At 55.8% G+C, this 19758-nt stretch carries 17 protein-coding genes; 11 read left to right on the top strand and 6 right to left on the bottom strand.

What is annotated here, in order from left to right; genetic code table 11:
* Nucleotides 1–30 precede the first annotated feature (30 nt).
* Entirely contained in the window at nt 31–1188 is a 1158-nt protein-coding gene (locus IPM21_14335; protein MBK9165057.1) for a serine hydrolase, read from the bottom strand.
* Between the two features lie 96 nt (nt 1189–1284).
* Here IPM21_14335 and IPM21_14330 point away from each other — a divergent pair, with 96 nt between their 5' ends.
* Nucleotides 1285–1719, top strand: coding sequence for a hypothetical protein (locus IPM21_14330; protein ID MBK9165056.1), 435 nt, complete (start codon nt 1285–1287; stop codon nt 1717–1719).
* A gap of 47 nt (nt 1720–1766) precedes the next feature.
* On the opposite strand, the gene IPM21_14325 is transcribed toward IPM21_14330, so the two are convergent.
* The gene (locus IPM21_14325) at nt 1767–2753 is read right to left on the bottom strand and encodes a Gfo/Idh/MocA family oxidoreductase (protein MBK9165055.1); all 987 of its coding nucleotides are present in this window, start codon (nt 2751–2753) and stop codon (nt 1767–1769) included.
* Between the two features lie 66 nt (nt 2754–2819).
* On the opposite strand from IPM21_14325, the gene IPM21_14320 reads away from it, so the two are divergent.
* Nucleotides 2820–4358 carry a glycosyltransferase family 39 protein gene (locus IPM21_14320; GenBank protein MBK9165054.1) on the top strand — a complete coding sequence of 513 codons (1539 nt, stop codon included), beginning with the start codon at nt 2820–2822 and terminating at the stop codon, nt 4356–4358.
* Nucleotides 4359–4362: 4 nt separating this feature from the next.
* Here IPM21_14320 and IPM21_14315 read toward each other — a convergent pair whose 3' ends face one another.
* Nucleotides 4363–5298 (bottom strand): threonylcarbamoyl-AMP synthase, encoded by a 936-nt coding sequence (locus IPM21_14315; protein MBK9165053.1) that lies wholly within the window; start codon nt 5296–5298, stop codon nt 4363–4365.
* Between the two features lie 150 nt (nt 5299–5448).
* Here IPM21_14315 and IPM21_14310 point away from each other — a divergent pair, with 150 nt between their 5' ends.
* Genes IPM21_14310 through uvrC form a run of 5 tightly spaced genes read left to right on the top strand, consistent with a single transcriptional unit; the run spans nt 5449 to nt 11107 of the window.
* On the top strand, nt 5449–5847 hold the full coding sequence (locus tag IPM21_14310) for a response regulator (GenBank protein ID MBK9165052.1): 399 nt from the start codon (nt 5449–5451) through the stop codon (nt 5845–5847).
* Nucleotides 5848–5862: 15 nt separating this feature from the next.
* Nucleotides 5863–6678 (top strand): YaiO family outer membrane beta-barrel protein, encoded by an 816-nt coding sequence (gene yaiO / locus IPM21_14305; protein ID MBK9165051.1) that lies wholly within the window; start codon nt 5863–5865, stop codon nt 6676–6678.
* Nucleotides 6656–7813 carry a HEAT repeat domain-containing protein gene (locus IPM21_14300; GenBank protein MBK9165050.1) on the top strand — a complete coding sequence of 386 codons (1158 nt, stop codon included), beginning with the start codon at nt 6656–6658 and terminating at the stop codon, nt 7811–7813. Before yaiO ends, IPM21_14300 begins: the two co-directional genes overlap by 23 nt.
* Nucleotides 7777–9213: a glycosyltransferase family 2 protein gene (locus IPM21_14295; GenBank protein MBK9165049.1), complete on the top strand. Its 1437-nt coding sequence runs from the start codon at nt 7777–7779 to the stop codon at nt 9211–9213. The genes IPM21_14300 and IPM21_14295 overlap by 37 nt, the downstream gene beginning before the upstream one ends.
* Before the next feature lie 43 nt (nt 9214–9256).
* Nucleotides 9257–11107, top strand: coding sequence for an excinuclease ABC subunit UvrC (uvrC, locus tag IPM21_14290; GenBank protein MBK9165048.1), 1851 nt, complete (start codon nt 9257–9259; stop codon nt 11105–11107).
* On the opposite strand, the gene IPM21_14285 is transcribed toward uvrC, so the two are convergent.
* Both IPM21_14285 and IPM21_14280 read right to left on the bottom strand, forming a co-directional pair.
* Nucleotides 11104–11826 carry a hypothetical protein gene (locus IPM21_14285; GenBank protein ID MBK9165047.1) on the bottom strand — a complete coding sequence of 241 codons (723 nt, stop codon included), beginning with the start codon at nt 11824–11826 and terminating at the stop codon, nt 11104–11106. The two genes, uvrC and IPM21_14285, sit on opposite strands and share 4 nt — an antisense overlap.
* A gap of 90 nt (nt 11827–11916) precedes the next feature.
* Nucleotides 11917–13953 (bottom strand): cation:proton antiporter, encoded by a 2037-nt coding sequence (locus IPM21_14280; protein ID MBK9165046.1) that lies wholly within the window; start codon nt 13951–13953, stop codon nt 11917–11919.
* A gap of 123 nt (nt 13954–14076) precedes the next feature.
* On the opposite strand from IPM21_14280, the gene zwf reads away from it, so the two are divergent.
* The 4 genes from zwf to IPM21_14260 all read left to right on the top strand — a co-directional run bounded on the left by zwf (nt 14077) and on the right by IPM21_14260 (nt 18250).
* Nucleotides 14077–15603, top strand: coding sequence for a glucose-6-phosphate dehydrogenase (gene zwf, locus IPM21_14275; GenBank protein ID MBK9165045.1), 1527 nt, complete (start codon nt 14077–14079; stop codon nt 15601–15603).
* 42 nt (nt 15604–15645) lie between these two features.
* On the top strand, nt 15646–16965 hold the full coding sequence (locus tag IPM21_14270) for an HlyC/CorC family transporter (GenBank protein ID MBK9165044.1): 1320 nt from the start codon (nt 15646–15648) through the stop codon (nt 16963–16965).
* Between the two features lie 65 nt (nt 16966–17030).
* The gene (locus tag IPM21_14265; protein ID MBK9165043.1) at nt 17031–17690 is read left to right on the top strand and encodes a peroxiredoxin; all 660 of its coding nucleotides are present in this window, start codon (nt 17031–17033) and stop codon (nt 17688–17690) included.
* A gap of 53 nt (nt 17691–17743) precedes the next feature.
* Complete coding sequence (locus IPM21_14260) at nt 17744–18250, top strand: biotin/lipoyl-binding protein (protein MBK9165042.1); 507 nt, start codon at nt 17744–17746, stop codon at nt 18248–18250.
* A gap of 35 nt (nt 18251–18285) precedes the next feature.
* Here the strand turns inward: IPM21_14260 and argH are convergent, their stop codons facing one another.
* Entirely contained in the window at nt 18286–19755 is a 1470-nt protein-coding gene (gene argH, locus IPM21_14255; protein MBK9165041.1) for an argininosuccinate lyase, read from the bottom strand.
* Nucleotides 19756–19758: the final 3 nt, after the last annotated feature.

Genomic DNA, 19758 nt, shown 5'->3' with positions numbered 1-19758 from the left:
CTATGATTTATTAACCCTCGGTTAAGTTGCTTAGTTTTTCTCTAGCTCTTCGATCGCGAGGTCGTGAAATCGCCGCCGGACCGAGTTTATATTGACGAATGGTAGCGGATGGGCATGCGTCCGGTTGGTCAAAAGCACGAATATCCGATCCATGACCGGGTCGATCCACAGGCTTGTGCCCGTAAACCCATTGTGGCCAAAGCTTTCCCGCGACATTCGAGTTCCGGCGGTGGAATCTTTGGTCGAGGCGAGCTGAAAGGCGAACGAACGGTCCTCATTCATCCCCGGTGTAAAATTAGTGCGGAAAAGTTCGCAGGTTTCCGGTTTCAAAAGCTTTGTATGTTCGGGCAGAAACTGCAATGCGATCTCAAAGACTTCCTCAGCCGTCGAAAAAAGCCCCGCATGCCCCGCAACCCCGCCCATAAAGTAGGCATTCCCATCATGAACCTCACCCCAGATCTGATAATTCCGGAAAGCAGACTCAGAAACACCGAGTTCGGGAAACTTTTCGATGCAAGTCTGGCGCTCATATTGATTGCCGAACTCGCTAGCCGCGGTCTCGCGATTAGGTGTACCAGGTCCACGGAAACGCGTTCGTTGAAGACGCAGGCGGTCGGTAATTTCGAGTTGTTGTGTGGCTAAGGGAAGGTCGCTGAACAGTTCGAGGATGAAGCCAATGAGAATAAAGTTAAGGTCGCTATAAACGACAGGAGCATGTCCTCTAGCTTCAAAACGAAGAATGGTTTCTCGAACATACTCGCAAATTCGGTCAATATTGGCACTCGAACTGCCGTAATCTTCTGGGTCGAATGGCGGAGCTCCGGGTAACAGAAAAAAGGGCATCCAGGCTGGATAACCAGATCTATGAGTTACGAGATCGCCCAACGTGGCCTGGCTCGCCACCGCATGTGTCCCGTTCGTGAGAATGGGGCCTACGTCGTCATCTAAGCTGATCAGATCGCGTTCGACAAGGCGTGCAGCGAGAAGGCCTGTAACCAACGGCTTCGTCAAACTCGCAAGGTCATAGATCGTATCGAGCCTCGCGGGAATAATTTCAGGTTCGACGACAGCATTTCCGAGTGCATCATGAAAGACGATCTCACCCTTTTCCGCGACCAGATAGACCGCCGACGGAAAGTCGTTTGCCGCGATTCGCTCTGCCAGATACGCCGAAATCCGCTGGTTCATCTTACATTTATCCTAACTCGCAGGTGCAGGAATTGACACCGTTCGCCGTCCGATTTACACTTCCTACCCCAACAAAAAATAAGGAGTACGAATCTTATGAGCAAATCTGAATCTGCCGAACTAATACTTAAACTCTACGATCTCCGTCGCGAACCCGTTATGCGGAAAGCCCGCGATTGGATGTTCACGTTTCACCCCGAAAGTGCCGAACACTATTCGGCGACGATGATGGACCCCGAGGTCGGCGCCTATCTTCGCATGGTCACCTCTTACTGGGACATGGCCGCGGCCCTCGTCTCACACGGTGCGATCGACCGCGAAATGTTCAATGACACGAACGGCGAGCACCTCCTCGTTTTTGCAAAGATCGAACCGCTTCTGCCGCAGCTCCGCGAAATGTGGGACTCGCCCGATGCCTTCAAGAATCTCGAAAGTGTCATCATGGGTTCCGATGGCGGTGCCGATCGTCTCAAGAAAATGCAGGATTGGCTCAACTCAATGCGCGGCCAGGCCAGCGAAGCATCGGCATAGGCTGCCGTCATTCTTAAGAAAAGCTAATAGCTGTCAGCTAACAGCTATTAGCTTTTTCTTACATTTAGTCGGCTGACGTGCTGTTCGATCTTTTCGAGCACCCCGACGGCAAGAGCCAATGCCCGACGGCCGTCCTCGCCGGTCACGGGCGTTGCGGTGTCATTCTCTATCGAGTCGAGAAATGCGGTTATCTCGGCTCTGAGCGGCTCCACATCATTGATCTCAAGGCGGTTTATCGATATCCCGAGCAGCGGGTGCGAAGCCTCCGGGTTGAGCGACGTTAGCGACGCGAACTTCGTCGCATAGTCGAGCACAACGTAGGCGTTCGTCTGGTAGAAGCGCGTCTTGCGGATCGTTTCGGTGCCGATGCGCGAGGCTGTAATATTTGCGACGGCACCGTTCTCAAATTCAATTCTCGCATTCGCCGCGTCAACTTTATCTGAAATGACCGGGATGCCAACCGCCCTGATCTCGCTGACCTTTACATCTTCGCCGACCAGCCATTGCACCGCGTCGAGATCGTGGATCATCACATCAAGCACAACGTCCACGTCGAGTGATCTATTGGGAAATGGTGAGACCCGGTGTATCTCAAAATAAAGCGGTTTCGTCACGTGCGGCCGCAGTGAGACCATCGCCGGATTGAACCGCTCAAGCTGCCCGACCATCAACTTTGCCCCCGAGCCCTCGGCCGCCGCGATCATCCTGTCTGCTTCGGCAAGCGAGGTGGCGATCGGCTTTTCGACCAGCACGTGAACCCCGTTTTCGAGGAACGCGCAGGCGATCTCGCAATGCGTCTCGGTCGGCGTTGCTATCGAGACAAGATCGACCCTATCGAGCAGTTCGCGCCAGTCGGTCAACGCGGAGCCGCCGTGTTCTGCCGACATCTTTTCCGCCGTTGCGGCGTCAACATCGCAGGCCCCGACGTATTCAAGCCGACCTTCTTTGCCTAGTTCGGAATAGTTCCGGGCGTGATGCCGGCCGAGAGAGCCGACGCCGATCGCCGCCGCTCTGAGCTTTTTTGCAATTTCCATTATTTGAATGCCGCACTAACTTCGGTGATACTTTCATTTTCAGCCAATTGGCCGTAAATGACAAAGATGGGATCACTCGTTAGTTTTTCGCGTTCGCCGTTGTTTCGTGCAGGCTTTTTCCTGCTCGCCGTGTTCGTCTTTTTCTTTGGGCTCACCGTACCGCTGCTCGGGCCGGACGAGCCGCGATATTCGCAGGTCGCCCGCGAGATGTTTCTCCGCAGCGACTGGGTCACCCCGACGCTCGGCGGCTTTCATTGGTTCGAGAAGCCGGCCCTTCTCTATTGGCTGCAGATCGCCTCCTATAACATCTTTGGCGTAAATGAATTCGCCGCACGCTTTGGCTCCGCACTCTTCGGGCTCGGCACGGCCGTATGTCTTTACTTTGCGGGAAATGCTGTTCGGCGAAACGAAACCAGTGGCGAAACTACAGGCATATACCTTGCCGAGTGGCTTGCGATGATGACCGTTTCGACCCTCGGGATACTGGTCTTCGCCCGCGGAGCGAGCTTTGATATTATCCTCACCTTTCCGCTGACCGCATCACTCGTCGGATATTTTGTCGCCGATCGCTCCGGGGTGGATGAAACCCGAAAGGCATACGCCGGCCTAGCCATTTTCTACCTCTTCATGGGCATTGCCGTCATCGCCAAAGGACTCGTCGGCTTTGTTTTCCCGTTCGCGATCGTTGCGTTCTATCACGTTTTGAGCCGGACGTTTCCTTCAAAGCGGGTTCTGCTGAGCGTGTTTTGGGGCGTCCCTGTTGCCATCGCCGCGGCGTCGCTTTGGTATCTTCCGATGTATCTCCGCCACGGATGGGAATTCATCGATGAGTTCTTCATCCAGCACCATTTTCAGCGTTACACCTCAAACAAGTATCAACACCCGCAGCCGTTTCACTTTTTCTTTTGGGTGCTGCCGCTGATGACGCTGCCGTGGCTTCCCTTTTTCTTTGGCGGCGTTTGGCGGGCAACAAAGCAGATAATTTCGAATTTCACATCCGGCCGACACGACGCCGAAGCGAGCGACGAAAGCGAACCTCTAAAACCGCTCGTCATTTTCGCGTTTGCATGGATGTCCGTGCCGCTGGTTTTCTTTTCATTTTCCGGGTCGAAGCTCCCGGGATACATTCTACCGTCCGTGCCGGCGGCGATCATTCTTGCGGGTGTTTTCGCACGGCAGTTCGCGGCCCGTTCGGCCAACCGCGAAGTAGCGATCAGGTTTGTCGCCGTTGCAATGCTGGTCGTCGTCATCGGAATAATCCAATTCGCGCTACCGAGCTTTGCTGAGAACGACTCGGTCAAGAAACTGGCCGCCGCCGCCGATAGCCGCGGCTTTGCCGAAAAGCCCATCGCGGGGTTCTTAACGATAAATCATAATGCAGAGTTCTACTTCAGCGGCCGGCTTTTACGCACAGCGGAAGGCCGCCAGCGAAGGCTGAATGGCCCGGCTGACATCCCGCCGCTGCTCCGCGAAAATGGTGGCGAGCCGGTGTTGCTGGTCCTTCAGCAGGAACACATTCAACATCTCAACAAGGACCCCGACGCTGTTTGTGAAGTCCTCGAAACGGCCGGCGATTATGCGCTAGCCATTGCTCGGCTGCGTTAGACCGCTACTCTGCTGCCCGGCGGATGCGGTCCATCAGTGCCGCCCCAAGGCCCGTTTCGGGAACCGCTTCGCAGACTATTAGGTCGATGCCGCGACGGTCGCATTCGCGAAAAAACTCGAACAGGGCTGCTGCATATTCTTCAGCCGAGTTCACAACTCGAGTTTCAGCGAATACGTCTTCAGGCTTCCTTATGCCGATGAATGCTGCCCGACCGGCAAATCCCACGGGTAGTTCGCTTCCGATCGCCACTCTAGCTCGCGGCGAGTAATGCTTGTGCCTCAACCCCGGACTTTTTTCCGCACCGGCCTCGCCAGATGTGAGTTCGCGTATCAGAGGAACAACGGCTCTCAGTTCGTCGATCGAAACTGCACCGCGTCGCAGCAGCACAGGCGGCTCGACCGAACAATCGACGACCGTTGATTCAAGCCCGATGTCGGTCGGCTCGCCCTGCAGGATGCAGTCGATCCTGCCGTCAAGGTCGTCAAGCACCGCCTGCCACGTCGTCGGACTAGGCCGGCCGGAGATGTTTGCCGAGGGAGCAACGACCGGAGTTTTGCATTCTTTCAGAAACTCGTGGGCAAGCTCGCTGTTCGGCATTCGGATGCCGATCGTCGCAAGTCCGGCGGTCGCGATCGCCGGAACCGATTCGGTCTTTTTCACGACGATCGTCAGCGGCCCAGGGAAAAATGCCTCTATCAATCGCTCGGCACTCGTACTCAACTCATTAGCCAGCAAGTCGATCTGCCCGACGTCACCAATGTGCGCGATCAGCGGATTGTCGCCGGGCCGCCCCTTGGCCTCAAAGACCCGCTGGATCGCCGCTCCATCAAATATCGCCGCCCCGAGCCCGTAAACAGTCTCGGTCGGAAACGCGACCACACCGCCGCGTATAAGCAAACGGGCCGCTTCCTTCGGATCCGTGGTCCTTACTGTTGAAATGGCAGACAAAACTTTCCTGTTTACTTTCCTTACTCGAATATGCCAGAATTAAATTTGCCTTCGGGCGTTCTTCTCACTTCCCCACACACCTCCCTAATCGATTTTTCCGGATTGCACTTTCGGTCCAGTGTCGTCCCGGTCTGACCTTTTATGCCCGCAAAACACGCATCGAAAAAGGGAAGGAACCTAATTCTTGTCGTTGAGGACGATCCGACAATAGCTCGGCTGCTCAACCATTGGCTTGCTCAACGCGGCTACGAGGTCGAGATCCTCCCCAATGGCCGCATCGCGATCGATCGCATCTCGGCCGACGAAGTCCTTCCGAAAATGGTCTTCCTCGACATTATGATGCCGTTTGCTGATGGCTTCGAGGTCCTCACCAACATCCGCTCGCGAAAGGCCTGGAAAAAGGTCCCGGTAATAATGGTCACCTCAAAATCGAGCGAATCCACTATTGTAAAAGCATTCGAGGCGGGTGCAAACGACTACGTAACGAAACCATTTCGTCCGAACGAACTAATGATGCGGATGAACCGACTCCTATCTTGATCACACAGCAGTAAAATGAAACCGCTCCTCCTGATCCTTCTCGCTTTGATCATCACCTTTCCGGTGTCCGCGCAAGATGAAGTGCCGGACACGGAGCAAGCCCCTGCGCCCGTTGAGCAGCGCGACCCACAGCCCGTCAGCTACGAGGTTGCGACCAGTTTTACTCAGGAGAAGCTCTCAAAGGGCAAAGGTGAATGGCGCACGGCTACCTTTACCTTCGAACGCCGAAAGGGCCGCAGACAGATCATTTGGGGCACCTATCGAATGAGTGACCGGACCGGCGTCCGCGATTCCGAGATCATTGGCGGCATTTACCAGCGTCTTCCGAACAAATGGGCCATAACCGCCGAGGGAATGTACTCCTCAACGAATCAGTTCGTCGGGAAATACTCCTTCATGGGCGAGATAGAAAAAGACATCGGCGGTGGAACGGTTCTTCACGGCGGCGTTCGATACACGGCTTATCGCGGGGTCAAGGCAACGACCGGGTACGGACTTGTCGAAAAATACTGGGGGGCGAACCGTCTCGCCTACACGCTTTACACGACGCACCTTACCAACGCCGGCACGGCCCCGTCACATCGGCTTCAGTACAATCGCTACTTTGGCGAACGCGGCAACACCGTCGGCGGTGCCTATTCCTTTGGCCGCGAGCACGAGAACCTCGGCCCGACTGTCGGCATCCTCAGAACTCAAACGCAAAGCCTCTCCCTTTCAGGCCGGTTCTGGCTCAACGAACGGATCGGTATCGCCGTTGACGGTTGGTTCCACCAGCAGGGCGACCTGTTCAATCGTGGAGGAATTAACGTTGGAACACGATTTCGCTTCTAGCCCAGTTCCGGCCGAGATAGCTCTTTGGACCGGATATGCATTCGGGGCAGTCGGTGTCGGATGCACTCTGCTGCTTGTCTTTCTCAGGCGACGAGCTAGATCGCTTTCTAAGAAGCGGACAACGATCGCCGGATCGCTTGAACCGCTGCTTTTCCAAGCGACCGAAAATATTTCCCTTTCAACAGAGGCTGGACTCGGCGATCAGGCGGCCGAAAGCGCCCTCTATCCCGAGCTCGCAAAACTCAAAGATCCGCTTGCCGTATTGGAGACATGGAACTATCTCCACGAATCGCTTGACGGTGAGGCAACAGCCGGCCTTAATCGCTTTGCGAGACAGATCGGTATCCCGGACATTGCACATTCGATGCTCGGCAGCCTCATGATCGACCGTAAACTGCTGGCGATCAACACGCTCGGAAATCTCGGTGACCGCGAAGGCTACGAGGCGGTGGCTCCTCTGATCGACGACCGCGACCCGATCGTCTCGTATTGGTCTTGGCGGGCTTTGGTAAGGATCGACGTCGAACGGGCACTTTCGGAAACACTTGTAAAGATCGAGGAACGCACGGATTGGTCGCCCGTCTTCGTCGCCGAGATCCTCCAGCGGATCGATCCGGACATACTCTCCGAGCCGCTTTGCCGGCTTGTATCCGACGCGTATGATCGAGGGCTCGAGGAAAGGCAGATGTCGCGTCTTATCTCGTACCTTAGCTTTGCCCATATCTTCGACAGCGCAGATGTCATTACCCGCATCTTCACCGAAACTGACCATAAGGAGGTGCTTATTGCCTGCCTGCGGTTACTCCCGGATTTCGAGCCCGCTCTCCGGCCGCGGGTTCGCGAGATGATCCGCGACCACCGCTGGGAAGTGCGGCTACAGGCTATTTCAACTCTCAGTCGCTTTCACGAACCCGACGATCTCCCGCTCTTACTTGAAGCCCTCGATGATCAGGAATGGTGGGTCCGCTATCGTGCCGCCGGAACTATCCTCGACCTACCCGAATTTGCCGAGAATGGAATCGAGCCGATTGTTAACAGGCTGCCGAGTAATTTCGCTCGCGATATGCTACGGCAGGTTGCCGCAGAGCGTTCCCTCATATGCTTCAAGCCGAAGCCACAAACTTTGTCAAGATAACCGAGTGGTTCTTCCTGACATATTTTATCCTGCTTAATGGCACTTACCTGCTGTTGACTCTTATTGCGCTCGCGGTCCTCCCGCGATTTGTCGGCCGTCAGTCCATCTACAAGCTTCCGCGTCCACAGAGCGGTTTTGAGCCGCCGGTTTCGCTGGTCGTTACCGCATTCAATGAAGAGGTCGTTATCATCCCGACTGTTTATGCGCTGCTTCAGCTTGACTACCACGAGTTCGAGATCATCGTCGTGAATGATGGCTCGACCGACCGGACTCTCGACGTGCTGACGAAGGAATTTGATCTAGTCGAGATCCCAACGGCATTTCGCCAACGGATCGAACACAAGCCGGTCCGTGGTGTTCATCAATCGCGAAAATACCCGTCGCTGCGCGTCATCGATAAAGAGAACGGCGGCTGCAAAGCTGATGCTTCGAACGCCGGCATCAATGGCGCCCGTTATGGCCTTTTCATGCCGCTCGATGCCGATACGATACTCAATCGCGATTGCTTGATGCTGATGGTCCAACCGTTCCTACTCAATCCGGATACGATCGGGGTTGGCGGCAACGTGCGGATTCTTAACGGATGCGGTGTTTTAGGCGGCACTCTTACTCGAATCGGGCTGCCGAAAAACTGGCTCGCATTGTTTCAGGTGCTCGAGTATTCGCGTGCATTCCTGACAAGCCGAGTCGGTTGGAATCACATCGATTCGCTTCCGCTCATCTCAGGAGCGTTCGGCCTCTTCAACAAAGAAGCGGTCATCAGCGTCGGCGGTTACAGCCACACCTCGCTCGGTGAGGATATGGATCTCGTTCTGAGAATGCACCGGCACTTTCGCCTAAACCGGATACCGTACCGCATCGATTTCGTTGCCGACCCCGTATGCTGGACGGAAGTTCCCGAGACCTACGGGGTGCTTCGAAAACAGCGGGTCCGCTGGCAACGCGGCCTTTTCGACTGCCTATGGGAGAACCGCAAGCTTCTCTTTCATCCGAGAAGCCGCGGCGTTGGCTGGCTTGCGTTCCCATTTCTCCTTTTTCTTGAGGGCATCAGCCCGATCATCGAGGTGATCGGTCTGGTCTTTTTCATCTTGACCCTCGCAATTGGCCTTTCAACTCCCGAAACGGTGCTTGCATTCACAATGCTTTCATTCGGAACCGGTTTCTTGCTCTCGGTCGGCGGCATCCTCATTGAAGAGTTAACGTTCCGCACTTATCCGCGTACCCGCGACCTCCTGATGCTCGTTCTCGGGGCTGTTGTTGAAAACTTCGGCTACCGGCAGTTGAATTCGATATGGCGGCTTGAAGGGACGATCAAATGGCTTCTGCGGACCGAGTCAAGTTGGGGTGTTATGACCAGAAGCGGCGGCTGGACCGACCCCGAGAATGAGCCCGCCGGTTAGGCCTTGCTTCCCGACTCTTTAGCGACTGCGGTAAGATTCTTGAGTGACGCTCGACGAGAAACTAAAAAACCTGCCCACCGCCGCCGGGATCTATATCCACAAAAGCTCGGCCGGGAAGATCCTCTACGTCGGCAAGGCAAAGAACCTTCGCAACCGCATTCGCTCATATTTTCAGGCAAGCCGAAACCTCGATTGGAAAACGCAGCAGCTCGTCCGGCAGATCGCCGACTTTGAGGTCATCGTCGTCGATAGCGAGGTTGAGGCTCTCGTTCTTGAATCGAACCTGATCAAAAAACACAAGCCGCGGTTCAACGTGATGCTTAAGGATGACAAGCAGTATCCGCATCTGAAGCTGACGAATGAACCGTTCCCGAAGGTTGTGCTGACCCGCCGCGTGGTCAAGGATGGCGGCAGTTACTACGGACCGTTTCTGCCCGTAACCCTTGCGAGAAAGACACTTAACCTCATCAACCGGACGTTTCAGCTCCGCACCTGTGATATCGAGATCGATGGCCGCCTGCCGCGTCCCTGTCTTGAATATCATCTAAAGCGGTGCCTCGGGCCCTGCGTAAAGGGGCTTTGCACGCAGAAGGAATACGAGGAGGCGGCACGTGACGTGAAGCTGCTGCTCGAGGGCAAGAACAAGGAACTCGCCGAGCAGCTTGAGGAGAGGATGTGGCGGTTTGCCGAGGAAGATAAATACGAACTTGCGGCGAAGTTTCGCGACCTGCACCGCACCGTCCTACAACTCGCCGATCAGCAAAAGATGGCGATCACGGCCGACACGGACATCGACATCTTCGGCTTTTATCGCGAGAATCAACGGCTTGCACTTCAGCTCTTCACGATGCGCGAAGGCCGCATAGTCGGCCGCCGCGAGTTCTTTTGGGAAGACCTGCCCGAGGATGACTCCTTCAGTGCGTCTGAGTTTCTCGGCGATGTTTTGCTGCAATATTATTCGACCGATTTCGTCCCGCTTGAGATCCACGTTCCGCAGGATTTCGAGGACCGCGGGCCGCTGGAGCAGCTTCTGATCGAACGCCGCGGCCGCCGCGTAAAGATCCTCGACCCCAAACGCGGCCGCAAGAAAGACCTGATCACGCTTGTCGAAAAGAACGCGCAGATCGCCTTCGAGCAACGTTTCCGCGTTCTCAAACCAGATTCTGAAAAGGTCCTCGGTGAACTACAGGAAGTGCTCGAGCTTTCTTACTTTCCCGAGCGGATCGAATCATTCGATATCTCGAACATTTCGGGAGCCGAGAACGTCGCCGGCATTGCGGTATTCGAGAACGGCAAGCCCGCCCGCTCGCTTTATCGCCGGTTCATCATCAAGACGGTTGAAGGAAGCAATGACGTGGCGTCGATGAACGAGGCTGTGCTTCGGCGGTATCGGCGGATGATGGAAGAAGGCGGGCGGCTGCCCGAACTCGTCTTTATCGACGGCGGCAAAGGCCAGCTTGGTGCTGCCGCGGCCGCGATGCGCGAACTCGACCTTGAGCAGATAATGCTCGTTGGGCTGGTCAAGCCGCCGAAACGGCACAACGAGATCTCGCACCTTCTGGTTCATGGCCGCGAGGACCGGCCGATACCGTTTGACCGCAACTCGCTTGCTTTCCGGCTGATACTTCAGATACGCGAGGAAACTCACAAAACGGCGGTCGAATTTCACCGCAAGCGGCGTGAAAAACGCGACTTCACCTCGGAGCTTTCGGAGATACCCGGTATTGGCGAAAAGCGCAAGATGCGGCTGCTGAAAAACTTCGGCTCGATCGAACGTATCGCCAAAGCCTCGCTCGAGGAACTTCGGCCCTTTCTAGGAGAAAAGGCTGCGAACTCGGTCGTCGAACACTTTGACCGGCAGCGCAGCCTCGTTAAAACCCCGCCAAGCGACTAGGGCTCATCACATTCTTCGGTCACCCGCGTAAACAGCTTGCGAAACTCCTTGAAATAGTCGCCGTTCGATGACCGCTCGTCGTATTCGATCTCCGCATTTGCACAATTCCACCAGCCGAACGACATCGTCTCGACCAACGCGAACTCAAGCCTCTTCGGCGATCGCATTTCCTCGTCGAACCGCCGCTGGAGCCGTGCCGGATCCGAGTTCTTTGACTGCGAATCAAGATTGACCACCCGCCAAGCTGCCAAAAGCTTATCGCCGCCAGCAATGATCGGCTCGGCAAATTTGGTCTTGCACGCTTCGGCCCGGTCGTGTTCGCGCAGCACCTCAGGCTGCGAGTAAGCCCGCATCGTCAGCCGTGCCAGGCGATAGACCTGTTCGATCTCCTTCAGGCGTGCCGCCCGTGCTCCCTGCCAATACGGCGTGTCCACGATATCAAGGTTCTCAAGCTCGGACTTGACCGCGTTGTATTCTCCATCAAGCTTGGCCGTGTCGAGTTCGGCGATCTCGCTAAAGTTCCAAACGGTCGCACCGACCGAACTCAACGAAAGGTCGCCGGGCGTCAGCAGCCTCGCGGTGTTTCGAAGCTTTGCCTCGGAATACTTCCGCGAATCGTAAGTCCCCTTGAACGTGCAAAGCTCATCCGTCCACTCAAACGTCCGCGTTTGCCCATAGGTGAACGGCACCAGCAATAAAATTAGAAGAATAAATTTCATAAAATGTCCCTTTAGATGACGTGCGGCCTGGCCGATTTTGCATCGAAGCCGTACGTAAGCTCAAGTCGAAAACATATCAAGAAAAGATTTTCAAGCGTTAAATCCACCGATCGTCTGCTCGGCCGGGTTCTCCTGCGGATTAATAAGCTGCACCGCCTTGTCGAGATCTTCACGTGTGCCGAGGAGTACGACCGCATCATTTCGGCAGAGTTCGTAATCGGCTCCGGGGCTTATCTTCGTCTCGCCGTCGTGCTGAACGGCGATGATCGTTGCTCCGGTCTTGCCGCGAAGGTCGAGCTCCCCAAGCGTTTTCCCAAGTGTCGGCGATCGCTCGTCCACACGAATGCTCTCCGTCGATGCGGCATCGAGCGCCACGCTCACTGCATCTGACCGCTCGGGAGGCATATTCTTGCTTCTCAGCATCTCATACCCCTGCCGCCGGATCCGCTCGATCTGATTCTCGATCACATTCCTTGCAAAGCCGTAGCGGTGCAGCACCCGCGAAAAGATCTCAATGCTTGTTTCGAATTCTTCCGGTATGACCTCGTTGGCACCGAGCCCGTAAAGCTCCGAGATCTCCGAAACGTAGCGCGTCCGCACGATTATATAGATACTCTCATTAAGCCGCCGCGCCAGCTTGACCGAACGCCGAGCTGCATGCGGGTCAGACATCGCGAGTACCATCGCTGAGGCATGTTCGATCTCCGCATGCTTAAGAACCTCGGCACGCGTCGCATCGCCAAAATTTATCTTTTCGCCAAGCTCTTTGGCGGCTTTTACCGCCTCCGCATTAAGTTCGAGCACCGTGTAATGCACGCCAACCGAACGCAGCACGCGTGCGAGGTTTCGGCCATTTAGCCCATAGCCGATAATGATGACGTGGTCCTTAAGGCCGCCGCTTGAAGTAACGTGGGCCTCGTCATCCTCGGCGTTCTCGATCCCGCCAACGCGGCCGTCCTTTAAGATGCCCTGAACAAAACTCCCGATCTGCGGCGCGTAAGAGATCATAAATGGCGTGGCGATCATCGTAATGATCGAAGCGGCGAGAAAGATCTGGTAATCAGTATCTGGCATCAGGCCCTGCGCTCGCCCCGATTTTGCCAAAACGAATGAGAACTCCCCGACCTGAGCCAATCCGACCGCGGCGGTAACGGCGACCCGCTGCGGATTGCCGAGCAGTTTCACGATGCCCCAGATGATCAAAGCCTTGCCGACCACGAGTCCCGCTACAAGCAACGCCACGCTTCCGATGTTCTCAACAAACGCACCCAGCGAGAGCAGCATTCCCATCGAAACGAAAAACAGGCTGTTGAAGACATCGCGAAAAGGTAGTATTTCCGTTGTCGCTTGCTGGCTGAAGTCAGTATCGGCGAGCACGACGCCGGCGATGAACGCGCCGAGCGCGAGCGAAAGCCCGAATTGAAACGTGATCCAGGAAAGCCCGAGACAAAGCAGAACGATCGTAAGCAGGAAGACCTCGGTGCTCCGCATTCGGACGACCTGTTTCAAAAACGGCGGTATTAGCAGCCACGCCAGCAGCACGATAACTATCAGCGAGCCGAGTGAGGTGCCGAGTTTCAAGAGTATCGCCGTAAGCGAGACGACGTCCTTGCCGCCGAGGATCGGAATGAGCAGCAGCATCAGGACCACGCAGATGTCCTGAAAGAGCAAAATACCGATGGCGGCACGCCCATGCGGAGAATCGACCTCCTGTCGGTCAACATAACTCTTTAGCACGATCGCCGTGCTCGAAAGCGCGATCAGAAAGCCAAAAAAGATCGCCTGCGTCACCTCCCGCCCAAAGGACGACGCTATAAACGCAGTAACTACAACAGTTATCCCGACCTGAAGCCCGCCGCCGACCAGCACAAGCGTCTTCATCTCACGGAGCTTTCTTATCGAGAATTCGAGGCCGATAGAAAAGAGCAGGAGCATCACGCCGATCTCGGCAAGGATCTCAATACCCTCCAGATCGCTAATGAACCCAAGCCCATATGGGCCGATCGCGATACCCGTAAGCATCAACCCGACAAGCAACGGCAATTTTAACCTTAGACAAAGATATGCCACCGGAAGCGAGGCGAGAATGATGACCAGAAAGTCCTTGAAAAGCTCGGGCGTGTGCATAGATTGCTCAAATATTACAGGAGAATTGCGATTCGGTCACATCTGTTACGTTACGTTGTAAAATCTTGTTCGCACCGGCAGTGCCAGGACTAACTCTGCCGCAAGTGTGGTTAAATAACGATGATGCAGCCAGATAAACGACAAGCCGAGCCGTGCGTGATGATGATCTTCGGCTCGACCGGCGACCTGACGAAACGCAAGTTATTCCCTGCGATCTACAACCTCGCAAAAGATGGCCACATCCCGGATAGCTTTGCCATCATCGGCATCGGACGACAGGAACTGACGAGCGAAGACTTCCGCGGGCAAATACTCGAAGACCTCCGGGAGTTCGCCCCGAACGGTGCTGATGACGAGCTGCTCAAATGGTTCGAAGCCCGAACCTACTACACCGGCGGCGATTTCGATGACGACAAACAGCTTTTCAGCGACATAAAGGACCTCGCGGCGAAGGTTTGCTCGGAGCACAAGATCCCGGAAAATTTCTTCTATTACATGGCCATCCCACCCGGCCTTTTTGCCAGCGTTGCCCGCAAGATCGTCGATAATGGTCTTGGAAAAGAGACGAACGGCAACTGGCGGCGGTTCATCTTTGAGAAGCCCTTCGGCCATGATCTGGAGTCAGCAAAGGCCCTGAACGCCGAACTTCTGAAGATGCTCGATGAACGGCAGATATATCGCATCGACCATTATCTCGGAAAAGAAACGGTGCAGAACCTGCTCGTTTTTCGCTTCGGCAACAGCATTTTCGAGCCGATCTGGAACCGCAATTACGTCGATAACATCCAGATAACCGTTGCGGAAAAGCTCGGCGTCGAGGGCCGCGGCGGCTACTATGAAAAAGCCGGAGCCCTGCGGGATATGATCCCGAACCACATATTTCAGCTTGTGACGCTGACCGGAATGGAGCCGCCCGTCTCCTTCGACGCCGATTCCGTCCGCGACGAGCAGGCAAAGATCCTGCAGGCGATCAAGTGCTTCACGCCCGAGGAAGCGCTGAGCTGTGCCGTCCGCGGGCAATACGGTGAAGGCGAGATCGACGGAAAGCGTGTGCCGGCCTATCGGAGCGAGGAAAGCGTCTCGCCCGAGTCGGCAACCGAAACGTTTGCAGCCTTAAAGCTCTCGATCGATAACTGGCGTTGGGCCGACGTGCCTTTCTATATCCGCACCGGCAAACGGCTGGCGACACGGCACTCGAGCATCGTCGTGCAGTTCAAAAAGGCACCATTCATGCTTTTTCGCGATACGCCCGTCGAGCGGTTGACGACCAATCGCATCGAGATACACATTCAGCCCGACGAAGGCATCACGCTCCACTTCGGTGCAAAGATCCCCGGTCCGATCGTAAAGATGGGAGCCGTTGATATGGACTTCAACTACGTGGACCACTTCGGCGAGCAGATCTCGACCGGGTATGAGCGGCTGCTTTTCGATTGCATGATCGGTGACGCAACGCTCTTTCAGCGGGCCGATATGGTCGAGGCGAGTTGGGCGATCGTTTCGCCGATCCTGGACGTTTGGGCCGCCGTCCCACCTCGCAACTTTCCCAACTATGGCTCAGGCAGTTGGGGGCCAAAGGAAGCCGATGATCTGCTTGCGAAGAGCGGCCACAAATGGAAGAATACCGAGCATCGCACGGATGGCGTTTGATTTCTTACCAAGCTAGAGCTTACTATTCCCAATATCCATTATATGGAAGCAGAGATAGCACTTAGTGCCTTGATCCTTATTTTGCTGGCGTTTCTGGCGACGGTGGACATGGCATTTTCCCAACTTTCGGACATTTCACTCCGTCGGCTTGCGAGCGATGTTGAAGATTCCGATTCGCCTGCGCGTGCCGTTTTTCTAAGGCAGATACTCATCGACCGCTCCGGGTTTCGCTTTGCCCTTTCGCTGACGATCCATATTCTGCTTATCACCTTCGCTGTACTCGTGACAGTCTCTGCGATCGAATGGCTTTCGACGCCGCAGGAGGTTGCTCTCTATTCGCTCGCCATCGCACTTACTGCGACGATCCTTTTTCGGCAACTGATCCCGAAAATGATCGTCCGTTCCGATCCTGAAAAGCGGTTAATGGCTTTGCTCCCGGCGGTCCGGCCGCTTTATACGGCATGGAGCTGGACGATCGCACCGTTCTCGCGATTTCTCGGCACCGGAAACGAGGCCGTCCGCTTGGATGCAACCTCGACGCCCGAAAGCATCGAAGAGGCGGAAGACGACGCCGCAGACGACCTTCAGGCACTTATCGAGGTCGGCGAAGCCGAGGGCATAATCGAGGAACGCGACCGCGAGCTTATTGAATCGATGGTCGGCTTCAGCGACACGGTCGCCGGCGACGTTATGACGCCGCGAACCGAGATCGTCGCTATCTCGATCGAGGCCACCGTCCGCGATGCCCGCGACCTGATAATCGAGCACAAGTATTCCCGCATTCTTGTTTACAGCGGAAGCATCGAGAACATTGAGGGTGTGCTTTACGTCCGCGACCTTCTCCAGGCCTGGGCAAATGGGAACGAAATGCTCCCCATCAAGGACATGCTCCGGCCGGCGTTCTTCGTGCCGGAAACGAAACCGGCTTCAGACCTTCTCAAGGCGATGCAGCAAAATCACGTCCAGATCGCCGTTGTCATTGATGAATACGGCGGCGTGGCGGGCGTCGTAACGGTCGAGGACCTCATCGAGGAGATAGTTGGTGAGATCGAGGATGAAGACATTGAGGAAGAGGAGATCATTGAGATCATCGAGGGCGAGGACGGCTACTGGGACGTCGTTGGCTCGACCGAGATCGACAAGATCGAGCGGCTGCTCGGCCTAGACCTCGAAGATGAGGAATACAACACTATCGCCGGGCTTGTCGTAACAGAAGCGGGCTACGTGCCAAAAAAAGGCGAGCAGCTCGTCGTTCGCGGCCTGCATGTAGAGGTTCTCCGCAGCGACGGCAAACGCATTCAGCTTCTCCGGCTAAAGCCCGACGGCGGCGATGAGAATGCCGAAGCCGCCGCGACCGAATAACCCAACGAGCAACGCACTTCGGCAGTGTGATATACTGCTCGAAAATTCCAGTGGAGGTACCCGATATGAGCATACGTCTCGGAGACGAAGCACCAAATTTTACGGCTCAAACAACACAGGGCGAGATCAATTTTCACGAATGGCTCGGCGATAGCTGGGGCGTTCTCTTCTCGCACCCAAAAGATTACACGCCCGTCTGCACGACCGAACTCGGCATGGCGGCAAAGTTGAAACCCGAGTTCGATAAGCGCAACGTCAAGGTCATCGGCCTCAGCGTCGATCCGCTTGATTCGCACATCGATTGGGAAAAGGACATTGAGGAAACGCAGGGAACTGCCGTCAACTTCCCGATGATCGCCGATAGCGACAGGAAAGTTTCTGATCTCTACGACATGATCCACCCGAACGCGAGCGACACCTTCACAGTCCGCTCCGTCTTCGTCGTCGGCCCGGATAAAAAGGTGAAGCTGACGCTGACCTACCCGGCGAGCACCGGCCGAAACTTTGATGAGCTGCTTCGCGTCATCGATTCGTTCCAACTTACGGCCGGCTACAGCGTCGCGACGCCCGTCAATTGGAAGGACGGCGACGACTGCATCATCGTTCCGGCAGTCTCGAATGAAGATGCAAAGACGAAATTCCCGGCAGGCTGGAAGGAACTGAAACCCTACCTTCGTATCACGCCGCAGCCGAATAAGGTGAAGGGCGAAGGCACGTCTGCCTAACGGTCGTTCAACTTACGTTTGAAAAAGGCGGTCTCGCGGCCGCCTTCCCTTTTATGAAGCTAACCGCAGAAACGGAGTCAGGCACGATGCCGATCGAATTTCGCCGCCAAGGCGACCGCGTCTCTGCGGTCATCGATGGGCGCGAATACGACCTTGAGGTCTCCGAGCCTGAACCGGGTGTATTTCTTTTCAAGGACGAAGGCCGCATCTTCGAGGCGTCTGCGATCCGTGATCCGGCCGCTCGCTCTACCTTCACGATCTCGCTCAAGGGCCGCGAACACAGCGTAACCATCGCTGATCCGAAGCGGCTACGCGGCTCGGGCAGGAGCGACGCTCAGGCTGATGGATTTGCCGAGATAAAGACCGCAATGCCGGGCAAGGTCGTCCGGGTTCTTGCCGCCGAGGGCGATGAGGTTGAGAAAGGCGATGGGATCGTCGTGGTCGAGGCGATGAAGATGCAGAATGAACTCAAGTCGCCGATCGCGGGCGTCGTGAAGACCCTCAACGCCGTTGAAGGTGCGACGGTCTCCGCCGGCGATGTTCTCGCCACGATCGAATAGCTTAAATCGATCTCACGAACGAGCCTGCGTCCTCGTTACGAGATCCTTTCGTCAACGGTCCGCTGAAGGACCATATTTGCATTGTCCAGGTGAGCTCGGGTCAATGCGAGCCACTCCGAGTCTTTGTCGGCCGTATCCCGCTCGGCCCGAAGGGCACGCTGGGTCTCCGACGGTGCCGGCCCGCCATAGATCGTCCGGACCGCCACAAAGTTCTCCGGGCTGACAGCCGCCGCAAGCGCTTCGGGCGAAAGCTCGAGTTCGTGTCCCAAAACTTCCATCGCCGCTTCCTGAATTATCTCGTGCGTCACATTACTGCCCGCATCGATAGCAAGCCGAACGCTTTTGCCGACGATGCTATGCGCAATACTGAAGGGCAAATTTTCCCGCCGGACGATCGTATCCGCAAGCTCGGTGACCGCGATGAAGTTCTCGCCCGCGCGTCGGCGGAGATTTTCCGTATCAAACTTCGCTGATCCAAGTGTGTGTCCAAAAAGCGAGACAGCTCGGTTCGCGTCGCGCATCGCGCTGTATATCAGCGGCTGCAGGTCGTCCTCGACGTCGTTGATGTCACCAAACGGCGTGTTGTGGACCGCCGTAAAAACGCCGAGCGTTTGCCCGAGAGCCTTGCTGCCGATCGCCCGAATATGTTCGAGCGCGACGGGGTTTCGTTTCTGCGGCATTATCGATGAGCCCTGCACATAGCCATCCGGCAACCGGATCGCATTGAACTCGACCATCGCCATCTGCATGAATTCCTGCGCAAACTTGCCGATGTTGACGAGCATGGCAGCGACCGCGCCGAGCGTTTCGGTAAAATAATCGACCGACGCGATCGAGCCGTAGCTGTTAACGGTCGGCTCTGAAAACCCGAGAAGCTCCGCCACGCGATGACGGTCGATCGGGAAACCGCTCGTCGTTATCGCACCCGAGCCGAGCGGCGAGCGGTTCATATTTTCAAATGCCGCCCGGAGTCTGCGAATGTCTCGCCCGAGGTTCTCCGACATCGCTAAAATGAAATGTGCAAGGGTCGTCGGCTGAGCCGGTTGCGTGTGCGTATAGGCCGGCATTACGGTCTCGTGATGCTCGGCCGCGAGCTGGTGGAAAACACGCCGCAGCTCGACGGCAGAAGTGATCAGCGTAAGGCAAAGCTCACGAAGCTGCAGCCTGTAAATGGTGACGTCAATGTCGTTACGGCTACGTGCCGTGTGCAGCTTACCTGCCGTCTCGGCATCGCATTGCTTCGCGATCTCCTGCTGAATTAGGTAAAAGACGTCCTCAAATGTGCCATCATATTCGCGTGCCTTGATCGCATCAAAATCAAGCCGGCGAAGTGCCTTGAGGATAGTCCTTAGCTCCTCCGCCGATATGATCTCTTGCTCGCCGAGCATTACGGCATGGGCTAGATCTACCTGATGATAGGCATCAAGAAAGTAGCGTTTTGCGTCTTCAAAACAGTCCGCGAGTACATTGTCTTTGTACCCGCGGGCCGGAAATTTTTCTTCCATTTA

The organism is Acidobacteriota bacterium, from assembly GCA_016716435.1.
In the GTDB taxonomy this organism is placed as follows: Bacteria; Acidobacteriota; Blastocatellia; order Pyrinomonadales; family Pyrinomonadaceae; genus OLB17.
Note: the sequence above shows the minus strand (reverse complement) of the source record. Positions and strands in the feature narration are given on the sequence as shown.